We start from the raw sequence: 19661 nt of genomic DNA, 5'->3' as shown, positions 1-19661 counted from the left end.
TCATGCCATTAGGTCCGTTCTGGCCAGCACGCTGGATCGCCAGTTATCCAGACGTGGGTGAGGTGAGCGATGGGGTGTTGCCGCGCATGCCGGGGCAAACATTGCTGTCGAAAAAGGCACCGGAGTGGAGCACGGGGGTACAAAAGGCGGCCAGCGGCCGGCGGCGCACCACCGCGTACTACTCGGCGCCCCTGTGGTCGTTCCAGATTAGCTATAACGCGGTGCGCAAACGGCCGGGTCTGGATGAGTGGACGCGGCTGATGGACTTCTTCAACAGCCGCAAAGGCCAGTTCGGCGAGTTCCTGTACTTCGATCGCTCCGACCACCTGGTGAAACTTCAGCGGTTCGGTACCGGCGACGGTACCACCGTCACCTTTCAGCTTTCCCGTGCCATCGGCAGTTGGGTCGAGCCGGTGTATGGCGTCGTCAACATTGATGCGCTGACGGTCGGTGGAGCACCGGTTTCGAGCTACAACGTGGACGAGCTGGGACGCATCACTTTTGCCGTGCCACCTCCCAACGGGGCGTCACTGGTGTGGAGCGGCGCGTTCTATTTCCGCTGTGCCTTCGATGCCGACTCGCTGGATGGCACCCAGCCGTTCCGGACGATTTGGGAAATGAAGAACATCGCCTTTACGAGTATCAAACCATGATCGATGCCAGCCCAGAGTTGAAACAGTTCCTGGCCACGGCGCGCAGCTTCGTGATGGCCGACCTGTACACGATTGCCTTGGCCAGCGGCCAAGTGCTGCGCTACACCGATGCCGGCCTGCAGATTTACCACGCCGGACAGAACTACTCGGCCAGCGGCCCGCTGATCAAGCGCACTGGCGTGCGTGCGGTGCGTGGCATTGAGGTGGATACCCTGAACGTCACCTTCACCGCCGGCCTGAACGACACGGTGTTGGGGGAGTCGGTGCTGCCCTTCATTGCCGGCGGCGGCTTCGATGGCGCGACGTTGATTCTGGCCCGGGCTTTCATGGCGGATTGGGGCCAGCCGGTGATTGGAACGGTGACGCGCTTCATCGGCCGGGTGGCCGAGGTCGATCCCGTCGATCGTGAGCAGGCAACGGTGACGGTCAAGTCGCCGATGGAGTTGCTGGATACCAAAGTCCCTCGGGGCGTGTATCAGCCGTCGTGTTTGCGCACGGTGTACAGCACCGATTGCGGGGTGAATCGGGCGCTGTTCCAGACAGCCGGCACCGTCCAGGCTGGCAGTAATACCGTGCTGCGGATCAACTCCAACGTGATGGCGGAGCAGGGTTGGTTCGACCAGGGTGTGATTCGCTTCGTCAACGGCGCGAATGCCGGTGTGGCCCGCACGGTGCGCCGCCAGACTGGAGACGGCGCGGTCACGATGATCCTCGGCGTGCCGGCGGTGCCTGTCCCAGGTGACCAGTTCCTGATTTATCCGGGCTGCCCGCGCACGCTGGATGCCTGCACCAATAAGTTTGGCAACCGCGCACGTTATCGCGGCATGCCCTTCATCCCGGTCGCGGAGACGTCCATATGAATGCGCTTGAAACTAAGCAGCGCGCTGCAGTGGTGGCCGAGGCCCAACGCTGGCTGTGCACGCCGTACCAGCACCGTCAGCACTTGCTGGGTGTTGGTGTCGACTGTGCCTGGCTGCTGATCGAGGTCTACAACGCGGTCGGGCTGATGCCCTTGATTGACCCCGGGCCCTATGCCCAGGACTGGCACCTGCATCGCAGCGAGGAACGCTACTTGGACTGGCTCGACCGGTACGGCCACCCGGTGGAGACACCGCAACGCGGTGACATGGCGGTGTGGCGTTTCGGCCGCACGTACAGCCACGGCGCGGTGGTGATCGATGAACACCGGGTCATCCATGCCTACCGCGATATCGGCGTGGAATACGCGGACATGCGCGAGGAACGGCTGGCCAGCCAGCTGGTGCGTTATTACACACTCAATCTATATGGAGTCAGCGATGGGGGGCAGCAGTAGCACCATTTCCACCAGCGCCACGCGCATCAATGCGCTGCAAGTGCAGAGCAGTGCCAGCGGCAAGCCGATCGCCTGGATCGCCGGCCGAAATCGCATCAGCCCCAACCTGATTTACTACACCGACTTCGAAGCCGTGGCGAAGACCACGAAGAAAAAATCGGGCGGCAAGGGCGGCGGCGGGGCGACGCAAAAAGACACCACCTACACCTACTACGCGGCGCTGATCCTGGCGATCGGTCGTGGGACGTTGGGTGCGGTTCACCGCGTTTTTCGTGACAAGGAAGTGTTTACTGAAACGGTCATCAACGGGGTGACTCAGTCGGCCTTGGCTCAGGCGGGGTTCAGCTTTGCCCGAGGCGACCGGGACCAACCGGTGTGGGGCTTTCTTCAAACCAAGCATCCCGCCGAGGCCATCGCCTACGCGGACACCGCCTATGTGTATGCCGGTCGGTACCTGCTCAACGACAGCGCCGGGGTGCAGAACCACACGTTCGAGGTGGACGGTCCCTATCAAGTGCCGGGGTTGCCGGACGCCAATCCCGGGGAATTCTTGCCAGGGTTACTGCTCGATCCTTTGGACGGCATTGGATTCCACCCATGGTGGGTTGCCGACCTGAGCAATTATCGCAATTACTGTCTGGCTGAAAACCTGTTGTTGAGCCCGGTACTCGATGAGCAGTCACCGGCCAGTGAAGCGATCGCTCGCTGGCTGCAACTGACCAACAGCGAGTTGGTCTGGTCGGCCGGTCAGCTCAAGATCATTCCCTATGGCGATCAGGTCGTGACCGGCAACGGCGTGACCTGGTACCCGGATATCACGCCAGTAGCAGATCTGACCGATGATGATTTTCTGGCCGAGGAGGGCGAGCCACCGGTCTCACTCAAGATCAAGAGTCAGGCCGACAGCTACAACGAAGTCTCGCTGGAGATCCTCGATCGCGCTCACGAGTACAACACCGATGTGGTGCGCGGCACCGATCAGGCGGCCATCGAGCAGTTCGGCTCGCGACCGATGGAGACGATCAAGGCCTATGAGATCTGCGATGTGGCGATCGGCGCGCATGCCGCGCAGTTGCTGGTGCAGCGCAAGCTGTACGTGCGCAATGAATACCAGTTTTCCCTGGGCTGGCAGCATGTGCTGCTGGAGCCGATGGATCTGGTCACCATCACCGAACCAGGCTTAAACCTGCAGCAGCGCCTGGTCCGTTTGATCTCGGTCGAGGAGGACGAAGAGGGCAAGTTGGCGGTGGTCGCCGAGGATGCGTTGTTGGGTGTCGGCAGCGCGCCCAATTACCCGGTGCAAAGCAAGAGCGGCTTTCAGGGCAATCAGAACGCCGCACCCGGTCCGGTACTGGCGCCGATCATGTTCAATCCACCGGAAAGCCTGTTGCTCTCCGGTGAGTTGCAAGTGTGGGGCGCCGTGGCCGGTGCGAGCCCCAACTGGGGTGGCTGTGAAATCTGGATCAGTGCCGACGGTGACAGCTATCGGATGGCTGAAACCATCTATGGTCGGGCGGGTATGGGGCAGCTTTCCGCTGCCCTGGCCGTCGGCAGCGATCCGGACACGGTCCATACCTTGTCCGTGCAACTGGCGGTACCGGACGAACTGACGGCCGCGACTACCGCCGAGGCTGACAGCGGCGCCACCCTGTGCTGGGTGGACGGAGAATTGCTCAGTTATCGCGATGCCACGCTGATCGGCGTGGGGGCTTATCAGTTGGGCTACCTGCGACGCGGGCGGCTGAGTTCGGCGGTGGCCAGTCATCCCAGTGGAGCACCGTTTGTGCGCCTGGACGACGCGGTCTGGAAATACAGCTATGCCCGCGATCAGATTGGCAGAACGGTGTGGGTCAAGTTTCGCTCGTTCAACGTGTACGGTCGGGCGTTGGAGGATCTGGCGGACGTCACGGCGTACAGCGTCACCTTGTCGCCGGCGCGGGTGGTACCTGCGCCGGCGCAGAACCTGGCATTGGTCGGCACATTCGAAGCGCCGTATTTCACCGTCAGCTGGACGGCGGGGGCTCAGGCGGAGGATCGGTTGGTGCGGATCCGCAACGCGGGCAGCAATGCGCTGCTGCGTCAGGTGACGACCACCAGCACGGCCTTCACCTACCAACGTGAGGATGCGCTGGTCGATGGTGCGCTGATTCGCAGCTACCGCGTCGAGATCATCGAGCGCAATGCCGCCGGCAGCGCTCCGCTGGCCTCGCTGTTGGTCACCAACACAGCACCGGCCGCTGTGAACGGGACAGCGGCCACCGTCAGTGGTACCACGGCTGATGTGAGTTGCGACGCAAGCAACGCGGCAGACGCTGCCGGTTACCTGTTTGTGTACTCAACGGCCGCCGATTTTGATCCGGCCATTGCCGGAACCGTTGGCTACCAAGGCGTGTCCCGAGCGGGGCAGATCACTGACTTGACCGCCGGTACCACCTACTACCTTTGCGCCGCCGCTTACGACACCTGGAGCAGCACCCGCAGTCAGCTCAACTTTGCCCCGGCAATTACCTTCAACACTTGATAGAGACTCGATATGCAACCTATTCAATTCTTCGCCGCCAGGGCTGAGGACGGTGCTCTGCTGCCTGGTGCAACGATAAACGTGTACATCAGCGGTACCTCGACTCTGGCGAGTTTGTACAGTGACGAGAACACGTATGTGCCGCTGGCGAATCCTGCGTATGCCGATGCCAATGCGGGAGTGTTCTTCTATACGAAAGAGCGAAAGATTGATGTTGCGATCAGTCGCGGTGGTTATGTGGCGCCGTTGTTGCGAGGGATCGTCACCACCGACCCCGGCGACGTTTTGAACGCGGCGCTGTCCGCTGCCGACCGTGCGGAGGCCGCCAGGGATGCAGCCCAGCTGTCGTCGGGGATCTACCCCAATACCTCAACGGGCATCAGCAACACCGCATCCGGTCACTATTTCAGCGTGCCAAGCCCTGAGTGGAGTCAGTCGCTGATCCTGTATTTGAACAACGGCGGCGTGCCACTTGAAATTAAGCGTTACCCCAGTAGCGCCATTCTGGAGATTGCCCGGCGGGGTAACTACCAGTTGTCGGGACGCACGACGAAGGTTGAGAAAGGTGCCTCGAGTCTGGACTACACGGTGAGCTGGGGCCGGCTCTACCTCTTCACCGGCACCGGCAAGGCCCGAGCCAACGTTCAGGCCGTGACTGACCTGGTGGTGCCGGACGGTAAATGTGCTTATGTGGATCTGGCCGAGCCCTTGGTCGGCGGCGAGTACCTGGTGCATGTGTCCTCACTCCCGCTGACGGCGATTGCTAACCTGCCAGGGTCCTACATCGAAGACAGCAAAATTATTCTGTTCACCTGCCTGAACGGCATCGTCGGTGGGGCGCTGTATCCCCAGTACCACTCGGTGGGCGATGGGGTGGTGTCGCGTGCGGCCTTGACCGGCGCGTTGCAGAACAACTTGGACCGGGCCGGCTGGCACGTGGTCGGCCGGGCGACCAAACTGCAGCGCAACGTAGGAACTCCAAGCACCTACTCAATCAGTTTTTCGGAACTGACGGTCACCGGTGGTTTGACCTTCTCGTCGAAAAAGGTAGCCCCAGTCAGTGGTCAGAATGTGCCGCTCGGGGAAGCGATCTATGTGGATCTTGACAGTGCTCCCAATGAGAGCGGTCAGCTGGTTCCGCAAGTCACGACCGGTGGTTTTACGGCGGGGATGCTGGCCTCTGGTGCGTTCGTCACGGATCGCAAGGTGTATCTGCTCATCAACGGCACCTCCGGGCTGGGTGGACCTCTGGCCCGGCAGGAAGCCTCTGTTGATTCCATTGATCAAACGTTGAAGAACCGCACGGTGCGTGCGGCCTATCAGGTGATTGGTGACATTAGCCGGTTCCTTCTCAGCGGAACGGCTTGCGTCATGTCGTTCGGCGATCTTCGTGTTGCGCGGGGAGTGGGCAACACTACGCTGGTGATCGCGGGTCTCACGGATGTGACGGTCCCCCTAGGTCAGGCGCTTTACGTCGATCTGGGCGCCGAGCTGGTCGGCGGGAAGTTGGTGGCCGAGGTCACCACCGCCGGCTATTCGAGTGTTGGCGGTAGCATCGCTTCCGGCGCATTCGTCGATGACAACAAGCTTTACCTGTTTATCAATGATGCGACCGGGTATGGCGGTGCGCTGGCCAACCGAAGGCCGCTGAACACGTACCTGGGCGAAGTCTGGCTGAAACAGGCGCCGATCAATATCACCTTTGACCCGACTACCCGAACGCTGGCCTGGGACAACTATTTGATTCTGCCCACTAACAGTGGGCAGGGGCGCATCAAGATCGCCCCAGGCTCGTTTTCTTTCACCAGTACCGGCTTCAATGTGGCCTACCTTGACCTATCGGCCACGGTAACGACCGGCGACACCCCGGCTACGGCAGTGAAGGGCGGGGTGTATTACGAGTCTCCCAGCCCTGACCGCTTTCGAGGCCTGTCCAATCAGCTGCCGATGTTTTACTGGAACGGCGCTAACGACTTCGGCTCGCTCTGTGGGTTTCCGCGTGCATCCGAGCCGGGCGCGACGGTGGTTTCGACGCTGGCGAATGATGATGTGGTGGTGAAGGTGGGGGTAAACACGGTCAGCACTTTCGTGAAGGGCGCCAAGTCCGGTTCGAAAAAGTACCTGGAACAAACCATCGGCTATGAAAACAAGCCGTTCGACCCAACGGGCGCGGATGCTTTCGGCAACTCCGACCTCTGGCGGCTGAAACATGGCTATGAGTGCGATCTGCTGGTGGAGGCCATGAGCTTTACTCGAACCCGGGCGGGCCTGGCGGTGGTGAATGGTGGCGAGATCGAAGGCGCGTGGTTGGAGGAGGGCGCCCCGGATTACTTCGGTGGCTACCATGGCGACGAGATCAAGACCCATGCCGCGCTGTTTCTGGACGGCGTGCAGATCCCCTTCAACACGGTCGCCACGTATGTCGGCAAGAAGCTGCAGCTTGTTCAGTACTCCAAGCTGTTCAAGTGCAATACCCAGACGGAGGTGGCCACCCACGCCAAGCGTGTGACCATTAGTTATGCCGAAGGTGGCATGCGGATCGAACTGTCGCAGCAAGTGGTGTGGTCGCAGGCCTTGATGCTCAAGGCGGCGATGATGACCATGTTGCCGATCAAGCGGCTGCTGGCCGACACGAGCGGGGACGTCATCACCAACACCGCCATGCGGGCGCCTTATGCCTCGACCGAGGATGTGTCCACGACGGGCTTCGCTCAGGTGACGACCTTGGGGGCGCTGCCGGCTTCCCAGCTCTGGGGGCCTACCGGAATCTCCGCGAGTGTCGAGGTGCTGAAGCATCCCGGCTTTGCCGACTGCGGCTTCTTCGTGGCCAATGCGCCGTTCTACAACAAGATTTATTACAGCGTTGCCGGCAGTGCGGTGAGCACCATGGGCGGCGTAACACACACCACTCAACCCGGAGAAACCTGGAACGTGGACAGCGTCATCAAGATGACCACCAATCTCTGATCTAGCGCCAGACAAGGACGGAAGTCCGTCCTGCAGTGCCGTTTCGTAGAAGAGCCATGCCCGCCGAATGCGGGCTTTTTTTCGCCTGGAGAAAAGTGATGACTGCAACAGAAAGAGACCGCGACATCCTTGCACGCACGCTGTGGGGGGAGGCCCGTGGTGAAAGCCTGGCCGGCCAGATCGCGGTGGCCTGGACCATCCGCAACCGAGTGAACGATGGCAAGACCAAGTCGTGGTGGGGTGAGGGCTATGCCGGTGTGTGCCAAAAGCCCTACCAGTTCAGCTGCTGGAACAGGAACGACCCGAACTTCGCTTACCTGAGTGGCGCGAAACAGATTCCTTTCCGCGAGTTTGCCCAGGCGCAGATCGCTGCCGACCAGGTGATGGCGGGCAAGGTGTCAGATCCGACCGGCGGGGCGACCCATTACTACGCGACCACCATGTCAAAACCACCAACGTGGATTAAGGGCGCGAAGGAGACGCTAAAGCTCGGGCGCCACATTTTCTTCAAGGATGTGCCGTGAGCCACGGCACTGATGTTTGCGTATTACCAGGTCGCGATGACGTCGCTGGGCTGAAATTTTCTCAACCATCCGAGGCAACAAAACATGCAACTGATTAGTAATTGGAAAGACGCTTTGAAAATGTCCAGCGTTCAGACTGGCGGTGCGGTTGCAGCGCTGGGTATTGCTGAGCAGATGCTGCCTCAGTTGCAGGCGGTACTGCCGCCTGTAACCTACGGCGTTCTGGGCATCCTAGTGATGCTGGCTCGGGTGATCCTGCAGCCAAAGCTGAGCAACTAAGTTGGGGCGGCGGAAGCTCAAAATGACGCCGCCATTCCCTGCAAGGCGAACAGGGAGCGATCGCCTTGATGGCCTTTCAGGCCTGCTTCAGTGAAGCTCAATATCGAAGAAAAAAGAGCGGCCGGATTGGATGCGTCAACATCCAATCCGGTCGCCGTCCCCGCAGAATGTCCCTGCAAGTCCAGCCAAGGCTCCCGCTTCGTGCACAAAGCGGAGCGAGTCTAGCACCTGTTTATCCATACAGTAAAAGGTCTTGCTATCCATGTCCTCTCCCATCATCCCTTGGATGGGCGGCAAACGCCGCCTGGCCGATCGCCTCATCCCGCTTTTTCCGCCTCACGAATGCTACGTCGAAGTCTTTGCTGGCGGTGCCGCGCTGTACTTCATGCGACCCCAGGCCGCGCCAGTCGAAGTCCTCAACGACATCAACGGCGACCTGGTGACGCTGTATCGTGTCGTGCAGAACCACCTCGAAGAGTTTGTGCGCCAGTTCAAATGGGCACTCAGTTCGCGTCAGGTGTTCGAATGGCAGAAGATGACCCGCCCCGAAACCCTCACTGACATCCAGCGCGCCGCCCGATTTTTCTACCTGCAGCACCATGCCTTCGCCGGCAAGGTCACCGGGCAGACCTTCGGTACCGCCACCACCGGCCCGGCCATCAACTTGCTGCGGATCGAGGAAAATCTCTCGGCCGCTTGGCAGCGCCTGTCCGGCACTTATGTGGAAAACCTTCCCTGGCTGGAATGTGCCGAGCGCTACGACCGCGCGCACACCTTCCACTACATGGATCCGCCTTACTGGCAGACCGCGGGTTACGGGGTGGATTTTCCGTTTGAAAACTACGAACGCATGGCTGATTTCATGCGTCGCTGTAAGGGCAGGGTGATGGTCAGCATCAACGACCACCCGGACATCCGACGCGTGTTCGATGGCTTTCACTTTGAGACGTTGGACATCCGCTACAGCACGACCAATCAGCGGCAAGGGCAGGCTGGAGTTAGCGGTGAATTGGTAATCATGAACTGGAAGCCTGCTGACTTTGGAGGTCTTTTTTAATTTTCGGGCGGGGCTATCTATGTTAAAAAATGAGGTAGCCTTTATCGATTTTATTAGAAAAATGGCAAGGGAGGTGCAGAGTGGTGATTGATGAATGGTGGGCAATTATTTGGAACTTCGTTACACATATTTCTTATAGTGGTTGGGTGTCCGTCGCTGCTTTATTGGTTTCAATATTAAATTTCGTTGGCTTGTATAATGCCCGAAAAAAATCAAATGATATGGCCATTTTTAATTTGAGGAAGGATGCTTTGTTGCAGGCAAGACTAAGCGAGATTGAATGGCAGAAAGTAATAAATGAAATGCGTGGATTCAAAGTTGATGTCGAGGTAGATGTCGATCTGAGCCCCGAAAAAAGGGAGTACATTCTTAGCTGGATTTCAAATGTAACAGAATCCTTTGATATCTCTTTGTTGGATGCGCGAGCTGTATCTGAGCATATTTCAGCTAGCCAATCCTCTATGAGTGAAAAGGAAGTTAAAGAATATCTTGTTGCATTTGCGGATACGCATGCGAAAATTGCTTCCAATAGAGAGCAAATTGGCATAAAAAACGCCAGCTTGTTAAGAGTTGCGAAAAACCCTAATAGAGCTAGTTGATGACTCTCGGCACCAAGGCCGGGCATTTAGCGCGGCCTCGTTTTTTTCTAGTTCTTCATTCAATTGCACAAGCTTTTCGAGCCGGCTAACGCCAAGCTCTGCGGCGATTTTGGAGCGCAGCTAGTAACGCCTTATTGGCGTCGATTTTCATGTTCTGTTACGGGATGCTCACCCAAGTCTTCTGGAAGCTCATCTAGAAGTTCTTTTGAATGATACTGAAGAATTATTTCACCTTTTGTTAATCTTTCCGTCCAATACCTACCCACTAGCTTTTGTTTTGGCTTCTCAATGATCTGGAATACTGCTGCTCCATCATGGGGAATACTCCGCTCGTTCAAGCTTAGTCTGGGCTTGCTAGTAAAGGTATATGCTAGGCTTTTAATCTGTCGATCAGGGTCAATAAGAAAGCCCTCAGAATACGAAGAGCTTTCCATTTCACTCGTACGCATCATGCAGCTGATGTGGAAGAAGGACTGATTCACACTCAGCATTACTGGTATAGGAGGTGGCTTTTCTCCTGTCTCTGGATTTTTCCAATCTGAATAAATAAAGCCCACCCAGCTTCCGTTTAAATTCGGAAATGGGACAAGCCATCCTCTAAATATTTTAAGTTTCCATCCCCATTTAACAAATACTGCTATTGCCAAAAGATCAATGCTCACAACTTTTGGAATAAGCCCAAAAAAATCTAGTACCTTTGATAAATCTAGCTCGCTAAAGTAGGCAATCGAAAACCAAGCAACTGCTGAGGTTCCGACTAGCAGATACACCGAGTTTTTAAGTGTCACATTGCGCATTATTTAAATCCAAAGTAGTTCCAAGCTGCTTTTGAAAACTCGCACCCATCTTCACGAGTCCATTTTTGATTTGGATGAAACAGGAAAAAACATTCATTCACTTCTACCCAGCGACCAGAGTCCGGCTCAGCACCTTGAAGATTATCCCAAATATGAAAAAGCATTGCTCTGAGGCATTCTGTCCAGGTTGAATGAGTAAACACAGTGTCCGGACAGTTGTAGGCTAGGCACTCCATAAAAAAGGATGGCAGTTCGCGAAATATTTTATCTTCTGCCATTGCGTTTTCAATGCGCTTTAAAAGTCGCGCCCCTTTTTTATAGGTATTACCAGTTCGCTTGTTCTTGGCTATCCCGTTTTTCATTTGCTGGGCTGGATAGTTAACGATACTACTGCCATCCGTTTTGAATATTTTAGTTCCATCTCTCGTCTCATCGCTCAGGTAATATTGAAAGCTAAAACATGGAACGACATCAGCATCTACGCGCGCTGAACTCGAATTTATCTGTATTGCGGTAGATCCCGTGGAGTCTACTTGGCCGGGGAACTTTGCATTCATGGCTGAAAGAAGCTCGGCTCTCAGCTTTGCTGGTGTCCAAATCCCCTCGTATGGTTTGCCAGGCGTATAATTCCCTTTTTCATGCTCCTGCCAATATAGAGCTTCTGTACACTCCACAGCTATATCGACATCACTATCTGAGCGCACATTAGTGTTGTTGGCGTAAGATCCTTTCGCGTAAACCTTCAACGAGCAATTGTTGAATGGTTCGTGTGAATCTATCGCTTGGCGAATCATTCGCTCCGTTCTATCCTGCTTGTCCTGCTCGGTGTCACTCGAAGGGCCAGTCCATCCGGACAATTTATCTTCTAGGCTCATTGCTTATCCTTTGAAAACGCTAACTATAAGTAGGCGACACACGTAGCGTAATTTTTACGCCACATGCATCGTCTAACGTTCCTTGTCCATGCGTAATCCCTTGGCAATTGAGTCCCGCGTTAAAGACGCGACATAGGCATAAGAGAAAAGCGACAAGACCTGCACGTAGGTTACGAAGTCGTTGACAGTGTGTCTATGGCAGGCTTGGCAAGTCAGTGAGCTGAAAATAACAAAAAGCCCTACAGCCTGATCAGGCTGTAGGGCTTTTTTGTTTGTGTTTTCGAGGGGAAGTGCGTATGGATGGAGGCCGAGAGAGGAGGCGATCGATACCAATTTTGATACCAATCACTGCATTTTTGGGCGTATTCCTGTGATCCTGTGCGGCACAAGCCCTTGAATTTACTACGCCTGACGCTACACAGCGTCGCCCTTAAGATCGCAACGTGACCTGGCGTAATGGTCGCCGATTTTCTTCAAGGTCTCTAATCGCTCGAACTGAAACGCCAGAGCGGAATGCGAGGGCCTCTACTGACCAATCCAGCATGGCGCGGGCAACGGCGCAGTGGTCTGTCGAGAAGGCGAGCGGCAGGTCATTTATTGAGAAGCCAGCTCCCCATTCGATTCCCATCTCCTTTAATGCTTTGATCTGCTGCAGGTCGATGATTTTTTTTCCGGGCATCACACGAGCCTCCTGATACTGTTTATTTGTACAGTAAAACATGAGGAAGAGGCCGAGGATAGTGCGTCATGCTAAAACTGGACGAATCCCGGCAGTGCGGAAGATCTATACAGCCAGGCGAGATCAGGTGGGGAAAGTGGCGTGTAAATAGTGATGCGGTGATCCGCCGGTAGGACGCGAGATGGTCTAAAGCGGGCTGATGATCGTAGAAGTGCTGGTGTCTGTTTTTGCTTGTGTCGAATCTGAGAAAATCAGAAACAGACACCTTAACAGACACCTAATCGAAGCGGGGAAGGCTGGAGGCCTTGAAATACGTGGAGCGGGTGAAGGGAATCGAACCCTCGTTATCAGCTTGGGAAGCTGATAACGAGATATTCGCGGGTCAATTTACAAGCGGAATCGGCCTTTTATACGCTTCTATAGAGGCGGCGTTCAGCAGGTCCGTCTTGTAGTCACGCATTAGTTGAAGGATTTCATCGACTAGTTCGCCGAACTCCCTTCCCCCCAGATCCATGTATTCGCCATGTGCAACCTGATTACGTCGTTTCACAAGGCTTTCATCGATGAGATTAAATTTTGTCTTGTACTTTTCTACGTTGAGATCAAGTGAAGCAGCGATGTTGGTGAATACTTTGGAGGTAAGGTTCGATTCGGTATCAATCGCTGAGGCCATTTGCATATGGGCTGGTTGACCCATTTCGGAAATAATGAAGTCGAAAGCCTCTATGTTCGGACTAGACTGTCGCGATTTAGATAGCATTTGCAATTTGCTTTTCAAGCCGAATACGGCAAAGCAACTCTTCAATTCGCGGTATGTGTGACCTCGATAGTGGACGAAACTCAAGTACTGTTCAGAGGATGCCTTGATGAAACCTTCCCAGTGCGCATATACAAGTGCGACACCCGCTCGGATGAAGAATTTTTTTTCGGGGCTGCCACTCTTTGATGCCACGATGAAGGCCCCAATCTCCTTCACTCGCCAGCCCATTTCCGAGTCCAAGGTTTCTTGCAGTTGGATTAAAGTACGGATGTTTGGCATCAGTTTTGCCTCACGGCTTCAACAAGTCGGCTGCGATTGGTAGCAATCGCGACAACCGTGTGGTGCCTCTAACACCCGCTCCAGAGTTTTGATTGAAGATCTGGTTTTTCCAAAGATCTTTGGCCGCCTGCTGAATGAAATCGTTTCGCTGTTGTGGCGATAGTGCTTCGAGTTCATTCGCGTTATAGGACACGCCGGTGGACATGACCTCAAAGACGGACATCAAGAATTTTCCGGAAAAGTTATGTCCATTCCAACGTTTGAATGCCGTCTGACCAAGTGCTTCGGATAGGAACTTGAAAGTTTTGGTGAAAATCTCACGTTCTGTATTCCTATCGAATTCTTTCTCTGTCGCCAGCTTCATCAATGCGTCATCGAGATACTCGTGAACATCCATGCCCGCATTATACGGAACATTGCGGAAAGCAAAGAAGCGCAACGCTAACTCCACCCCTGCCTGTGACTCTAGAGCTGTATCAGTTTGATCTGTAGTGGCAACGAACGAGTCATCTTTAGAGCACTCGATAAGCCATGTATAAAACTCTCGATCTAATGACACCGCGATGCTATTCCTAACTTCCTGTTCCGTCAGGCTCGCACCGCCAGTGTTAAGGCGTTGAAATAGTTCAAATTTCGCTGAAACGTCACTGTCAGATTTGAGTATTTCGACCCTAACTCGTGCGCGTTTAATCTCAATCTGCAAGGCTTGGCTGATACCATCATCGGCCCCATTGGCCGACTCCTTCCACCGCTTTCCATTTAGGCTTGGTAGAAATCGCGTACCGTTAAGCACCAGGAGGCCGAGTTCGTCGGCGCGATCACCTTTTAGGTCTCCAGTGAGTTGCAGAACGGTCGAGAGACGCTGTAGCCCATCGATAAGCTCCCATACTCCGTTATCGTCCTGATAGACGAAAATTGGCGGAATTGGGATACCAAGAATGAGGGACTCGATGAAGCGGGTTTTGCGTTCGTCGCCCCAACGATATAGCCGCTGAAAAACTGGATCGATCACCAACTCGCCATCTTTGTAGAGATTGATAATCTCGCCCATTGACATCTCATATCCGTCGGTGACTACCTTCTTCCGAGCGGTTTGAATCTCTTCTGCCAAAGCCATGATTTCTCCAGATTATCGGCACGTAGCCGTTCAAGATCTCGCAATCTATTGATCGATGTCCAGTCTCTTCAGTCGAGCTAGACCTTGTTTGATGTGGCCAGCGTTTTCGCCAATTGATTGCAGCGCCCCTCGCACGTTTTCACCTACTTCCATTGAGCCACGACTTTTCACCCACGGGGTCAGCTCCATAACCGCGGCCTCCAGCGCCAGCTGGTTGTGATAGATCCTTTCCAGCACATGTGCCATGCGAATACTCGCTTACCACGGCTGCTCTCCTTTTATTGAAAGAACTCAAGCATAGCAGCGACAGTGCTCGCGATTGGAGCCACAACCGGCCGATAAAAATTTGGTTCATCACGGATTGCCGGGAAAGTCGTTCTTGATCTTCAAGCACACACCGGGCCACGAGCCTTGCACCGACATAGAGCCTGACATGTTTTCCAAGGCATGTGTGCCGCCATCAAAGTAGTTGCAAGCGTTTTCAGATTGTGCTTTAAAGGATGACCGCGAGCCGAAGGGTTCGTGGTGTGCTCCTGGAAGGTGCGCTGTTCGAGTGAGGCTGTCTCCAGGTCTTTTCGAAAAAACAAAAAGGATTTTTTATATATGACGTCTTTTCAAGATGTAAAACCTGAGCAGGTCGATGCGCTCAAAAAGCAATCACAGGCTGCCTTTGACTCTCAAATCAAACGCCAGGAAGAGGTTGCCAGTGCGAAGCCGGCGCTAGAAGAGGTTCTCCATCAGAAGGTGCACCCGCAATCGTTGTGTGGATGCGGATGCCAGCAGAACATTTGCGGCTACTTCTCCTTCGAAGGTTGCGGTTGCGGTTGTTATCCTCAGACCGAAACCATCCAGATTAGTGCGTCACCCGCCGATATCGGACCATATGCTCCTCAGCAAGGAACTAGAGTGCGGTTCGTTGGCCAGGCGACAGGTACGGGTACCAATATCAACATTTCCAGTCTCTACCTGCAGGGCACCGTGCCTGATGCTGAGAACCTCATCGGCGTCCCGTTGTCGCTGCAATTGTCGATTAGTCCAGGTTCGCTCACTCTGTACCTTTTTGAAGGGCCGCGTCTGCTGGCCGCACTGGTCCATCCAGCGCAGTATGCCGGGAACATTAGTGGGCAGTTCTCCGGCAGTGGAACCGGCTTTTTCCAGCCGGCGTGATGTAGTCGACCAGGAGTAATCAGCCCGACGTCGGGCAAGAAAGCCCTAGCCTCAAACACTAGGGCTTTTATTTGCCACAGCTGGTGGGAAAGGAGAGGTGGAGGGGAATGCGTGCGAATAGCACTGGTACGAAAATGGTACTGGAAAAATAAAAAATCTATTTGAGCCTTTATTTACGGTGATTTGGCGGCTAGTCGGTCCAATCCATCATTGGATCTCATCGTAGAGGTTCGCCGTATTGGAGGTTCCGGGGTGATCCTGATACCAATTCTGATACCAAACGGCGTGTTTTAAGGTGTTTTGATGCGATCCGATGCGGCTCAAACCCTTGATTTTCCAGCGCTTGACGCTACATCACGACGCCCGGAAGATCGCATCGTGATGTTAGCTGTAGAAATCAAAGGTTTTTCCTGCGAAGCATTCAGAGTAGCTAGGGTTGCGGCAGTACCGGTTCAGTACCCGTTTCCACTGTCCGGACCCCGGGACATTCATCCCGATCGGCAGTGGAAGATCCATCTGGCATTAAGTGGACAGCAGCATGTGGTGCGCCTGGCCCGAGTCAACGTGCGCTGAAAGGGCAGGTTTCCCGCTCTCAACCTGGGGGGGCGCGTAAAGTTTGGCGGCGATTGTACTGGTCTGGCTCTTTAAACGATAGGGTGTTGAGGTCTGTGCAACGCTTTGGCGGATTTTGCGGCGACATTTTCGCCGTTGCAGGTTAACTATTGGTTACAGACTGAGGCTAAAATGCCATCTATCGGCCGGATGCCGACCATCGGCATGGCTCGATGGCACCACAGGGCCTCTGTTTCGTATTCAGCCGCTGCACAAGACCCGGGGACCGGCATGCCGGTAAAGGGTGCAGTTTGTTTACTTCTGATGTGTGACGATTTCCGTGAAACTGATCATTGCCGTTATCTACGTTGTCTCCATTGCGTATGTCCATCTGCGTGGTCAGGTGCGCCATAAGCTGGGTCGCCAGTTGAGCGATCACTCGACGTTTCTGGCGCCGATCAACTGCTTTCTTTACCTGTTTTCGAAAACCCCCAACAAGCCGTACCTCGACCCGGCCGACTTCCCCGATCTGCGTGCGCTGCAGGCGCACTGGGAAGAAATTCGTGCCGAAGGCCGGAATCTGCTTCACGCTGGCGAGATCAAGCGTTCGAACCAATACGATGACGTCGGTTTCAACTCGTTTTTCAAGAGCGGCTGGAAGCGCTTCTATCTCAAGTGGTATGGCGACAGCCACCCGTCGGCCATGAAGCTCTGCCCGCGCACCACCGAGCTGTTGCAGGGTATTGACTCGATCAAGGCGGCGATGTTCGCCGAACTGCCGCCCGGCTCCAGACTGGTGCGCCATCGCGACCCGTATGCCGGTTCGTACCGCTACCACCTGGGCCTGGAAACACCCAACGCGCCGAGGGTTGCTACATCAATGTTGATGGCCAGAACTACCACTGGCGCGATGGCGAAGCGGTGATGTTCGATGAGACCTACATTCATTACGCGGAAAATACCACGCCGCACAATCGCATCATTTTGTTCTGCGACATCGAGCGGCCGATGAAGTATCGATGGGCGGCGGCATTCAATCGCTGGTTCAGTCGCCATGTCATGTCGGCCGCTGGTGCGCCGAACGAGGCGGGCGACAGGACCGGCGGGCTGAACCGACTGTTCGGCAGGATCTACAAGGTTCGCCTGCGCGGCAAGCAACTGAAAAAGCGTAACCGCACACTGTACTACCTCGAAAAGTGGTCGATCCTTGCCGGGTTGCTGGTGGTCTTCATTCTGATCTGAGAGGTGTTCTGTTACATCTTCCGGGGAGGTTCTTGTTAACAAATCCGAACCCCGGGCGTAGCGTGGTATCGAAGTCCTTATCCACGCGACGTCGAGAGGCACCCCATGAACCGATACGTGTTTGGCGCCATTGCGCTAGCCTTGAGTGCCATTCTGGGCTCCCAGGCACAGGCCGATGCCTCTGCTTCGTTGCAATTGGCCCAGAACCTGCCAGGCCGCACCAACAACAACCCTTACAACAGTCCGATTCAACGGGCCAATCCCAACAGCATGCAAGGCACTCAACCCAGTGCCCCGGCTATACGCGGACCGAATACCGTTCCGGTCCAGCGCTCGCCGACGCTGGACAACGGCGGCATCGGTAATCGCTATCCCGACCGGAGCGCTCCCGCCAACCCGCCGAAATTCATTGCCAATCCACCCCCACGAGACATCGGTAACAACATCCCTTGAGTGGCGGGCAGGTCGTCTGCCCGCTGTTTTTCAGCAGACCTCATGTTGATCAGAAAAGGAATCGTGCATGTTGCGCAAAAACCTGTTGGCAACCCTCTGTGCCGGCGCATTGATCACCGCCACTGCTGCAGTGCTTGCCGCACCCACCCAGACGATAAAAAGCGAAGCAGGCACCCTTGAGGTTACCCCTGTCGTGACGGGGCTGGAGCACCCCTGGGCGCTGGCGTTCTTGCCGGATGGTAAAAGCATGCTGGTGACCGAACGCCCCGGCAACCTGCGGCTGGTCACCGCCGACGGCAAGCTGTCGGCACCGCTCAATGGCGTGCCAACGGTCTGGGCTAAGCGGGGCAGGGCGGGTTGCTGGACGTGGCGTTGTCACCGGACTTCAAGCAGGACCGGATGGTCTATCTGTCCTATGCCGAAGGGGGTGGTGAGGGTAACAAGGCCGGTACTGCGGTGGGCCGCGGCCGGCTCTGCGAAGATATGACGGCGCTCAAGGATTTCCAGGTGATCCTGCGTCAGGAACCCAAGCTCTCGGTCGGCAACCATTTTGGCTCGCGGCTGGTGTTTGATCGCGACGGCTATCTGTTCGTGACCCTGGGGGAAAACAACGACCGCCCGACCGCCCAGGACCTCGACAAACTGCAAGGCAAGGTGGTGCGAATCTACCCGGACGGCACGGTGCCCAAGGACAACCCCTTTGTCGGCCAGGCCAACGTGCGCCCGGAAATCTGGTCCTACGGGCAGCGTAACCCGCAAGGCGCGGCGCTCAACCCGTGGAACGGCACGCTGTGGGAAAACGAACACGGCCCTCGGGGCGGCGATGAAATCAACATCATCGAGCGTGGCAAGAATTACGGCTGGCCGCTGGCGACCCATGGCATCAACTACTCCGGTCTACCGATTCCCGAAGCCAGGGGCGACAGCGCCGAAGGCACTGTTGCCCCGCACCATGTCTGGGGAAAGTCACCGGGCCTGAGTGGCATGGCGTTTTACGATGCCGACCGTTTCAAGGCCTGGCAGGGCAACGTGTTTATCGGCGCGTTGGTCAGCCAGGAACTGATTCGCCTGAAGTTCCAGGGCGACAAGGTGGTACACGAGGAGCGTTTGCTCGGGGAGTTGAAAAAGCGCATTCGCGATGTGCGACAGGGGCCGGATGGGTATTTGTATGTGCTGACCGATGAAGAGGATGGTGCCTTGTATAAAGTCGGATTGAAGTGAAACTCACACGCCGCCATCGCGAGCAAGCCTGCTCCCACAGGGAATGCATTTCAAGTGTGGGAGCGGGCTTGCTCGCGAAGGCGATCCTGTAGACGCTGCAATTTCCGGATCAGGCCTCTTGTCCGACTTTAAACAAATTTTTCCGATTCTGTAGTCCCCGCACCACCAGATACAACAATGGCCCAATCGATACAAAAATCACGGTGATCAATAGATAAGGCACTACTGAAAGCGCCGATTGCCCGCGCTTTCGCGCATCCTGGTACATCCAGATACCCGCCAACGTCGCCAGCAGATAGAGATCGATCACCACCTGTGCGGTATCCGGGCTGGACATCAGGCTGATGCCGAAATCGATCAGCGATTGCTCGGCCTTGAGCATCACCGAAACGGTATAACCGGCAAAGGCGATCAGGGCGATAAGGGGCAGGGCAACGGCCTTCATGTGTTCCTTCCTTGGGCAATGATTGGAATCAGCAGCCTATAGTGACCACCGCAAATTTGCCATTGACTTGCCACCACCGCACCGCTAATTTCGAGTCATGACTTCCTCCGTATTGCGCTGCCAGCCAAGCATTATTACCGCCATTCCTCATTTGGCGGG

19 protein-coding genes and 2 pseudogenes are annotated in these 19661 nt (G+C 55.6%); 14 read left to right on the top strand and 7 right to left on the bottom strand.

Annotated features, from left to right (window positions below):
- Positions 1–2 precede the first annotated feature (2 nt).
- The 9 genes from RS887_RS21940 (at position 3) to RS887_RS21900 (ending at position 9915) form a co-directional block, all read left to right on the top strand.
- A complete protein-coding gene (locus tag RS887_RS21940; RefSeq protein ID WP_322617003.1) occupies positions 3–653 on the top strand; it encodes a DUF2460 domain-containing protein in 651 nt (216 codons plus the stop codon).
- A complete protein-coding gene (locus RS887_RS21935; RefSeq protein WP_322617002.1) occupies positions 650–1513 on the top strand; it encodes a DUF2163 domain-containing protein in 864 nt (287 codons plus the stop codon). Before RS887_RS21940 ends, RS887_RS21935 begins: the two co-directional genes overlap by 4 nt.
- Positions 1510–1968: an NlpC/P60 family protein gene (locus RS887_RS21930; RefSeq protein ID WP_322617001.1), complete on the top strand. Its 459-nt coding sequence runs from the start codon at positions 1510–1512 to the stop codon at positions 1966–1968. Before RS887_RS21935 ends, RS887_RS21930 begins: the two co-directional genes overlap by 4 nt.
- Positions 1952–4489 (top strand): phage tail protein, encoded by a 2538-nt coding sequence (locus tag RS887_RS21925; RefSeq protein WP_322617000.1) that lies wholly within the window; start codon positions 1952–1954, stop codon positions 4487–4489. Before RS887_RS21930 ends, RS887_RS21925 begins: the two co-directional genes overlap by 17 nt.
- A 12-nt stretch (positions 4490–4501) precedes the next feature.
- Positions 4502–7456, top strand: a complete 2955-nt coding sequence (locus RS887_RS21920) for a hypothetical protein (protein WP_322616999.1) — start codon at positions 4502–4504, stop codon at positions 7454–7456.
- A gap of 98 nt (positions 7457–7554) precedes the next feature.
- A complete protein-coding gene (locus tag RS887_RS21915; RefSeq protein ID WP_322616998.1) occupies positions 7555–7980 on the top strand; it encodes a cell wall hydrolase in 426 nt (141 codons plus the stop codon).
- 120 nt (positions 7981–8100) lie between these two features.
- Positions 8101–8259 carry a hypothetical protein gene (locus RS887_RS21910; RefSeq protein WP_322616997.1) on the top strand — a complete coding sequence of 53 codons (159 nt, stop codon included), beginning with the start codon at positions 8101–8103 and terminating at the stop codon, positions 8257–8259.
- A gap of 262 nt (positions 8260–8521) precedes the next feature.
- Positions 8522–9316 carry a DNA adenine methylase gene (locus RS887_RS21905; protein WP_322616996.1) on the top strand — a complete coding sequence of 265 codons (795 nt, stop codon included), beginning with the start codon at positions 8522–8524 and terminating at the stop codon, positions 9314–9316.
- An 80-nt stretch (positions 9317–9396) separates the two neighbouring features.
- Positions 9397–9915, top strand: a complete 519-nt coding sequence (locus RS887_RS21900; RefSeq protein WP_322616995.1) for a hypothetical protein — start codon at positions 9397–9399, stop codon at positions 9913–9915.
- Positions 9916–10046: 131 nt separating this feature from the next.
- Here the strand turns inward: RS887_RS21900 and RS887_RS21895 are convergent, their stop codons facing one another.
- From RS887_RS21895 to RS887_RS21870, 6 genes are all read right to left on the bottom strand, one after another.
- Positions 10047–10712, bottom strand: coding sequence for a hypothetical protein (locus tag RS887_RS21895; protein ID WP_322616994.1), 666 nt, complete (start codon positions 10710–10712; stop codon positions 10047–10049).
- The gene (locus RS887_RS21890; protein ID WP_322616993.1) at positions 10712–11587 is read right to left on the bottom strand and encodes a nucleotidyltransferase; all 876 of its coding nucleotides are present in this window, start codon (positions 11585–11587) and stop codon (positions 10712–10714) included. Before RS887_RS21890 ends, RS887_RS21895 begins: the two co-directional genes overlap by 1 nt.
- A gap of 430 nt (positions 11588–12017) precedes the next feature.
- On the bottom strand, positions 12018–12266 hold the full coding sequence (locus RS887_RS21885; protein ID WP_322616992.1) for a helix-turn-helix transcriptional regulator: 249 nt from the start codon (positions 12264–12266) through the stop codon (positions 12018–12020).
- 382 nt (positions 12267–12648) lie between these two features.
- Complete coding sequence (locus RS887_RS21880) at positions 12649–13305, bottom strand: MAE_28990/MAE_18760 family HEPN-like nuclease (RefSeq protein ID WP_322616991.1); 657 nt, start codon at positions 13303–13305, stop codon at positions 12649–12651.
- A 10-nt stretch (positions 13306–13315) separates the two neighbouring features.
- Positions 13316–14422 carry a DUF262 domain-containing protein gene (locus tag RS887_RS21875; RefSeq protein ID WP_322616990.1) on the bottom strand — a complete coding sequence of 369 codons (1107 nt, stop codon included), beginning with the start codon at positions 14420–14422 and terminating at the stop codon, positions 13316–13318.
- A 45-nt stretch (positions 14423–14467) separates the two neighbouring features.
- On the bottom strand, positions 14468–14668 hold the full coding sequence (locus tag RS887_RS21870) for a hypothetical protein (RefSeq protein WP_322616989.1): 201 nt from the start codon (positions 14666–14668) through the stop codon (positions 14468–14470).
- Positions 14669–15025: 357 nt separating this feature from the next.
- On the opposite strand from RS887_RS21870, the gene RS887_RS21865 reads away from it, so the two are divergent.
- From RS887_RS21865 to RS887_RS21845, 5 genes and pseudogenes are all read left to right on the top strand, one after another.
- A complete protein-coding gene (locus RS887_RS21865; RefSeq protein ID WP_322616988.1) occupies positions 15026–15589 on the top strand; it encodes a hypothetical protein in 564 nt (187 codons plus the stop codon).
- A 303-nt stretch (positions 15590–15892) separates the two neighbouring features.
- Complete coding sequence (locus tag RS887_RS21860; RefSeq protein ID WP_322616987.1) at positions 15893–16162, top strand: hypothetical protein; 270 nt, start codon at positions 15893–15895, stop codon at positions 16160–16162.
- 319 nt (positions 16163–16481) lie between these two features.
- A pseudogene (lpxO, locus tag RS887_RS21855) lies at positions 16482–17383 on the top strand (lipid A hydroxylase LpxO).
- Positions 17384–17488: 105 nt separating this feature from the next.
- Complete coding sequence (locus tag RS887_RS21850) at positions 17489–17836, top strand: hypothetical protein (RefSeq protein WP_322616986.1); 348 nt, start codon at positions 17489–17491, stop codon at positions 17834–17836.
- A 67-nt stretch (positions 17837–17903) separates the two neighbouring features.
- Positions 17904–19057 (top strand): annotated as a pseudogene (locus RS887_RS21845) (PQQ-dependent sugar dehydrogenase).
- Between the two features lie 109 nt (positions 19058–19166).
- On the opposite strand, the gene RS887_RS21840 reads toward RS887_RS21845, so the two are convergent.
- Positions 19167–19502, bottom strand: a complete 336-nt coding sequence (locus RS887_RS21840; protein ID WP_322616985.1) for a DUF2834 domain-containing protein — start codon at positions 19500–19502, stop codon at positions 19167–19169.
- Positions 19503–19661: the final 159 nt, after the last annotated feature.

The sequence above is a fragment of the Pseudomonas sp. BIC9C genome, assembly GCF_034541995.1.
GTDB classification, from domain to species: domain Bacteria; phylum Pseudomonadota; class Gammaproteobacteria; order Pseudomonadales; family Pseudomonadaceae; genus Aquipseudomonas; species Aquipseudomonas fluorescens_CC.
Note: the sequence above shows the minus strand (reverse complement) of the source record. Positions and strands in the feature narration are given on the sequence as shown.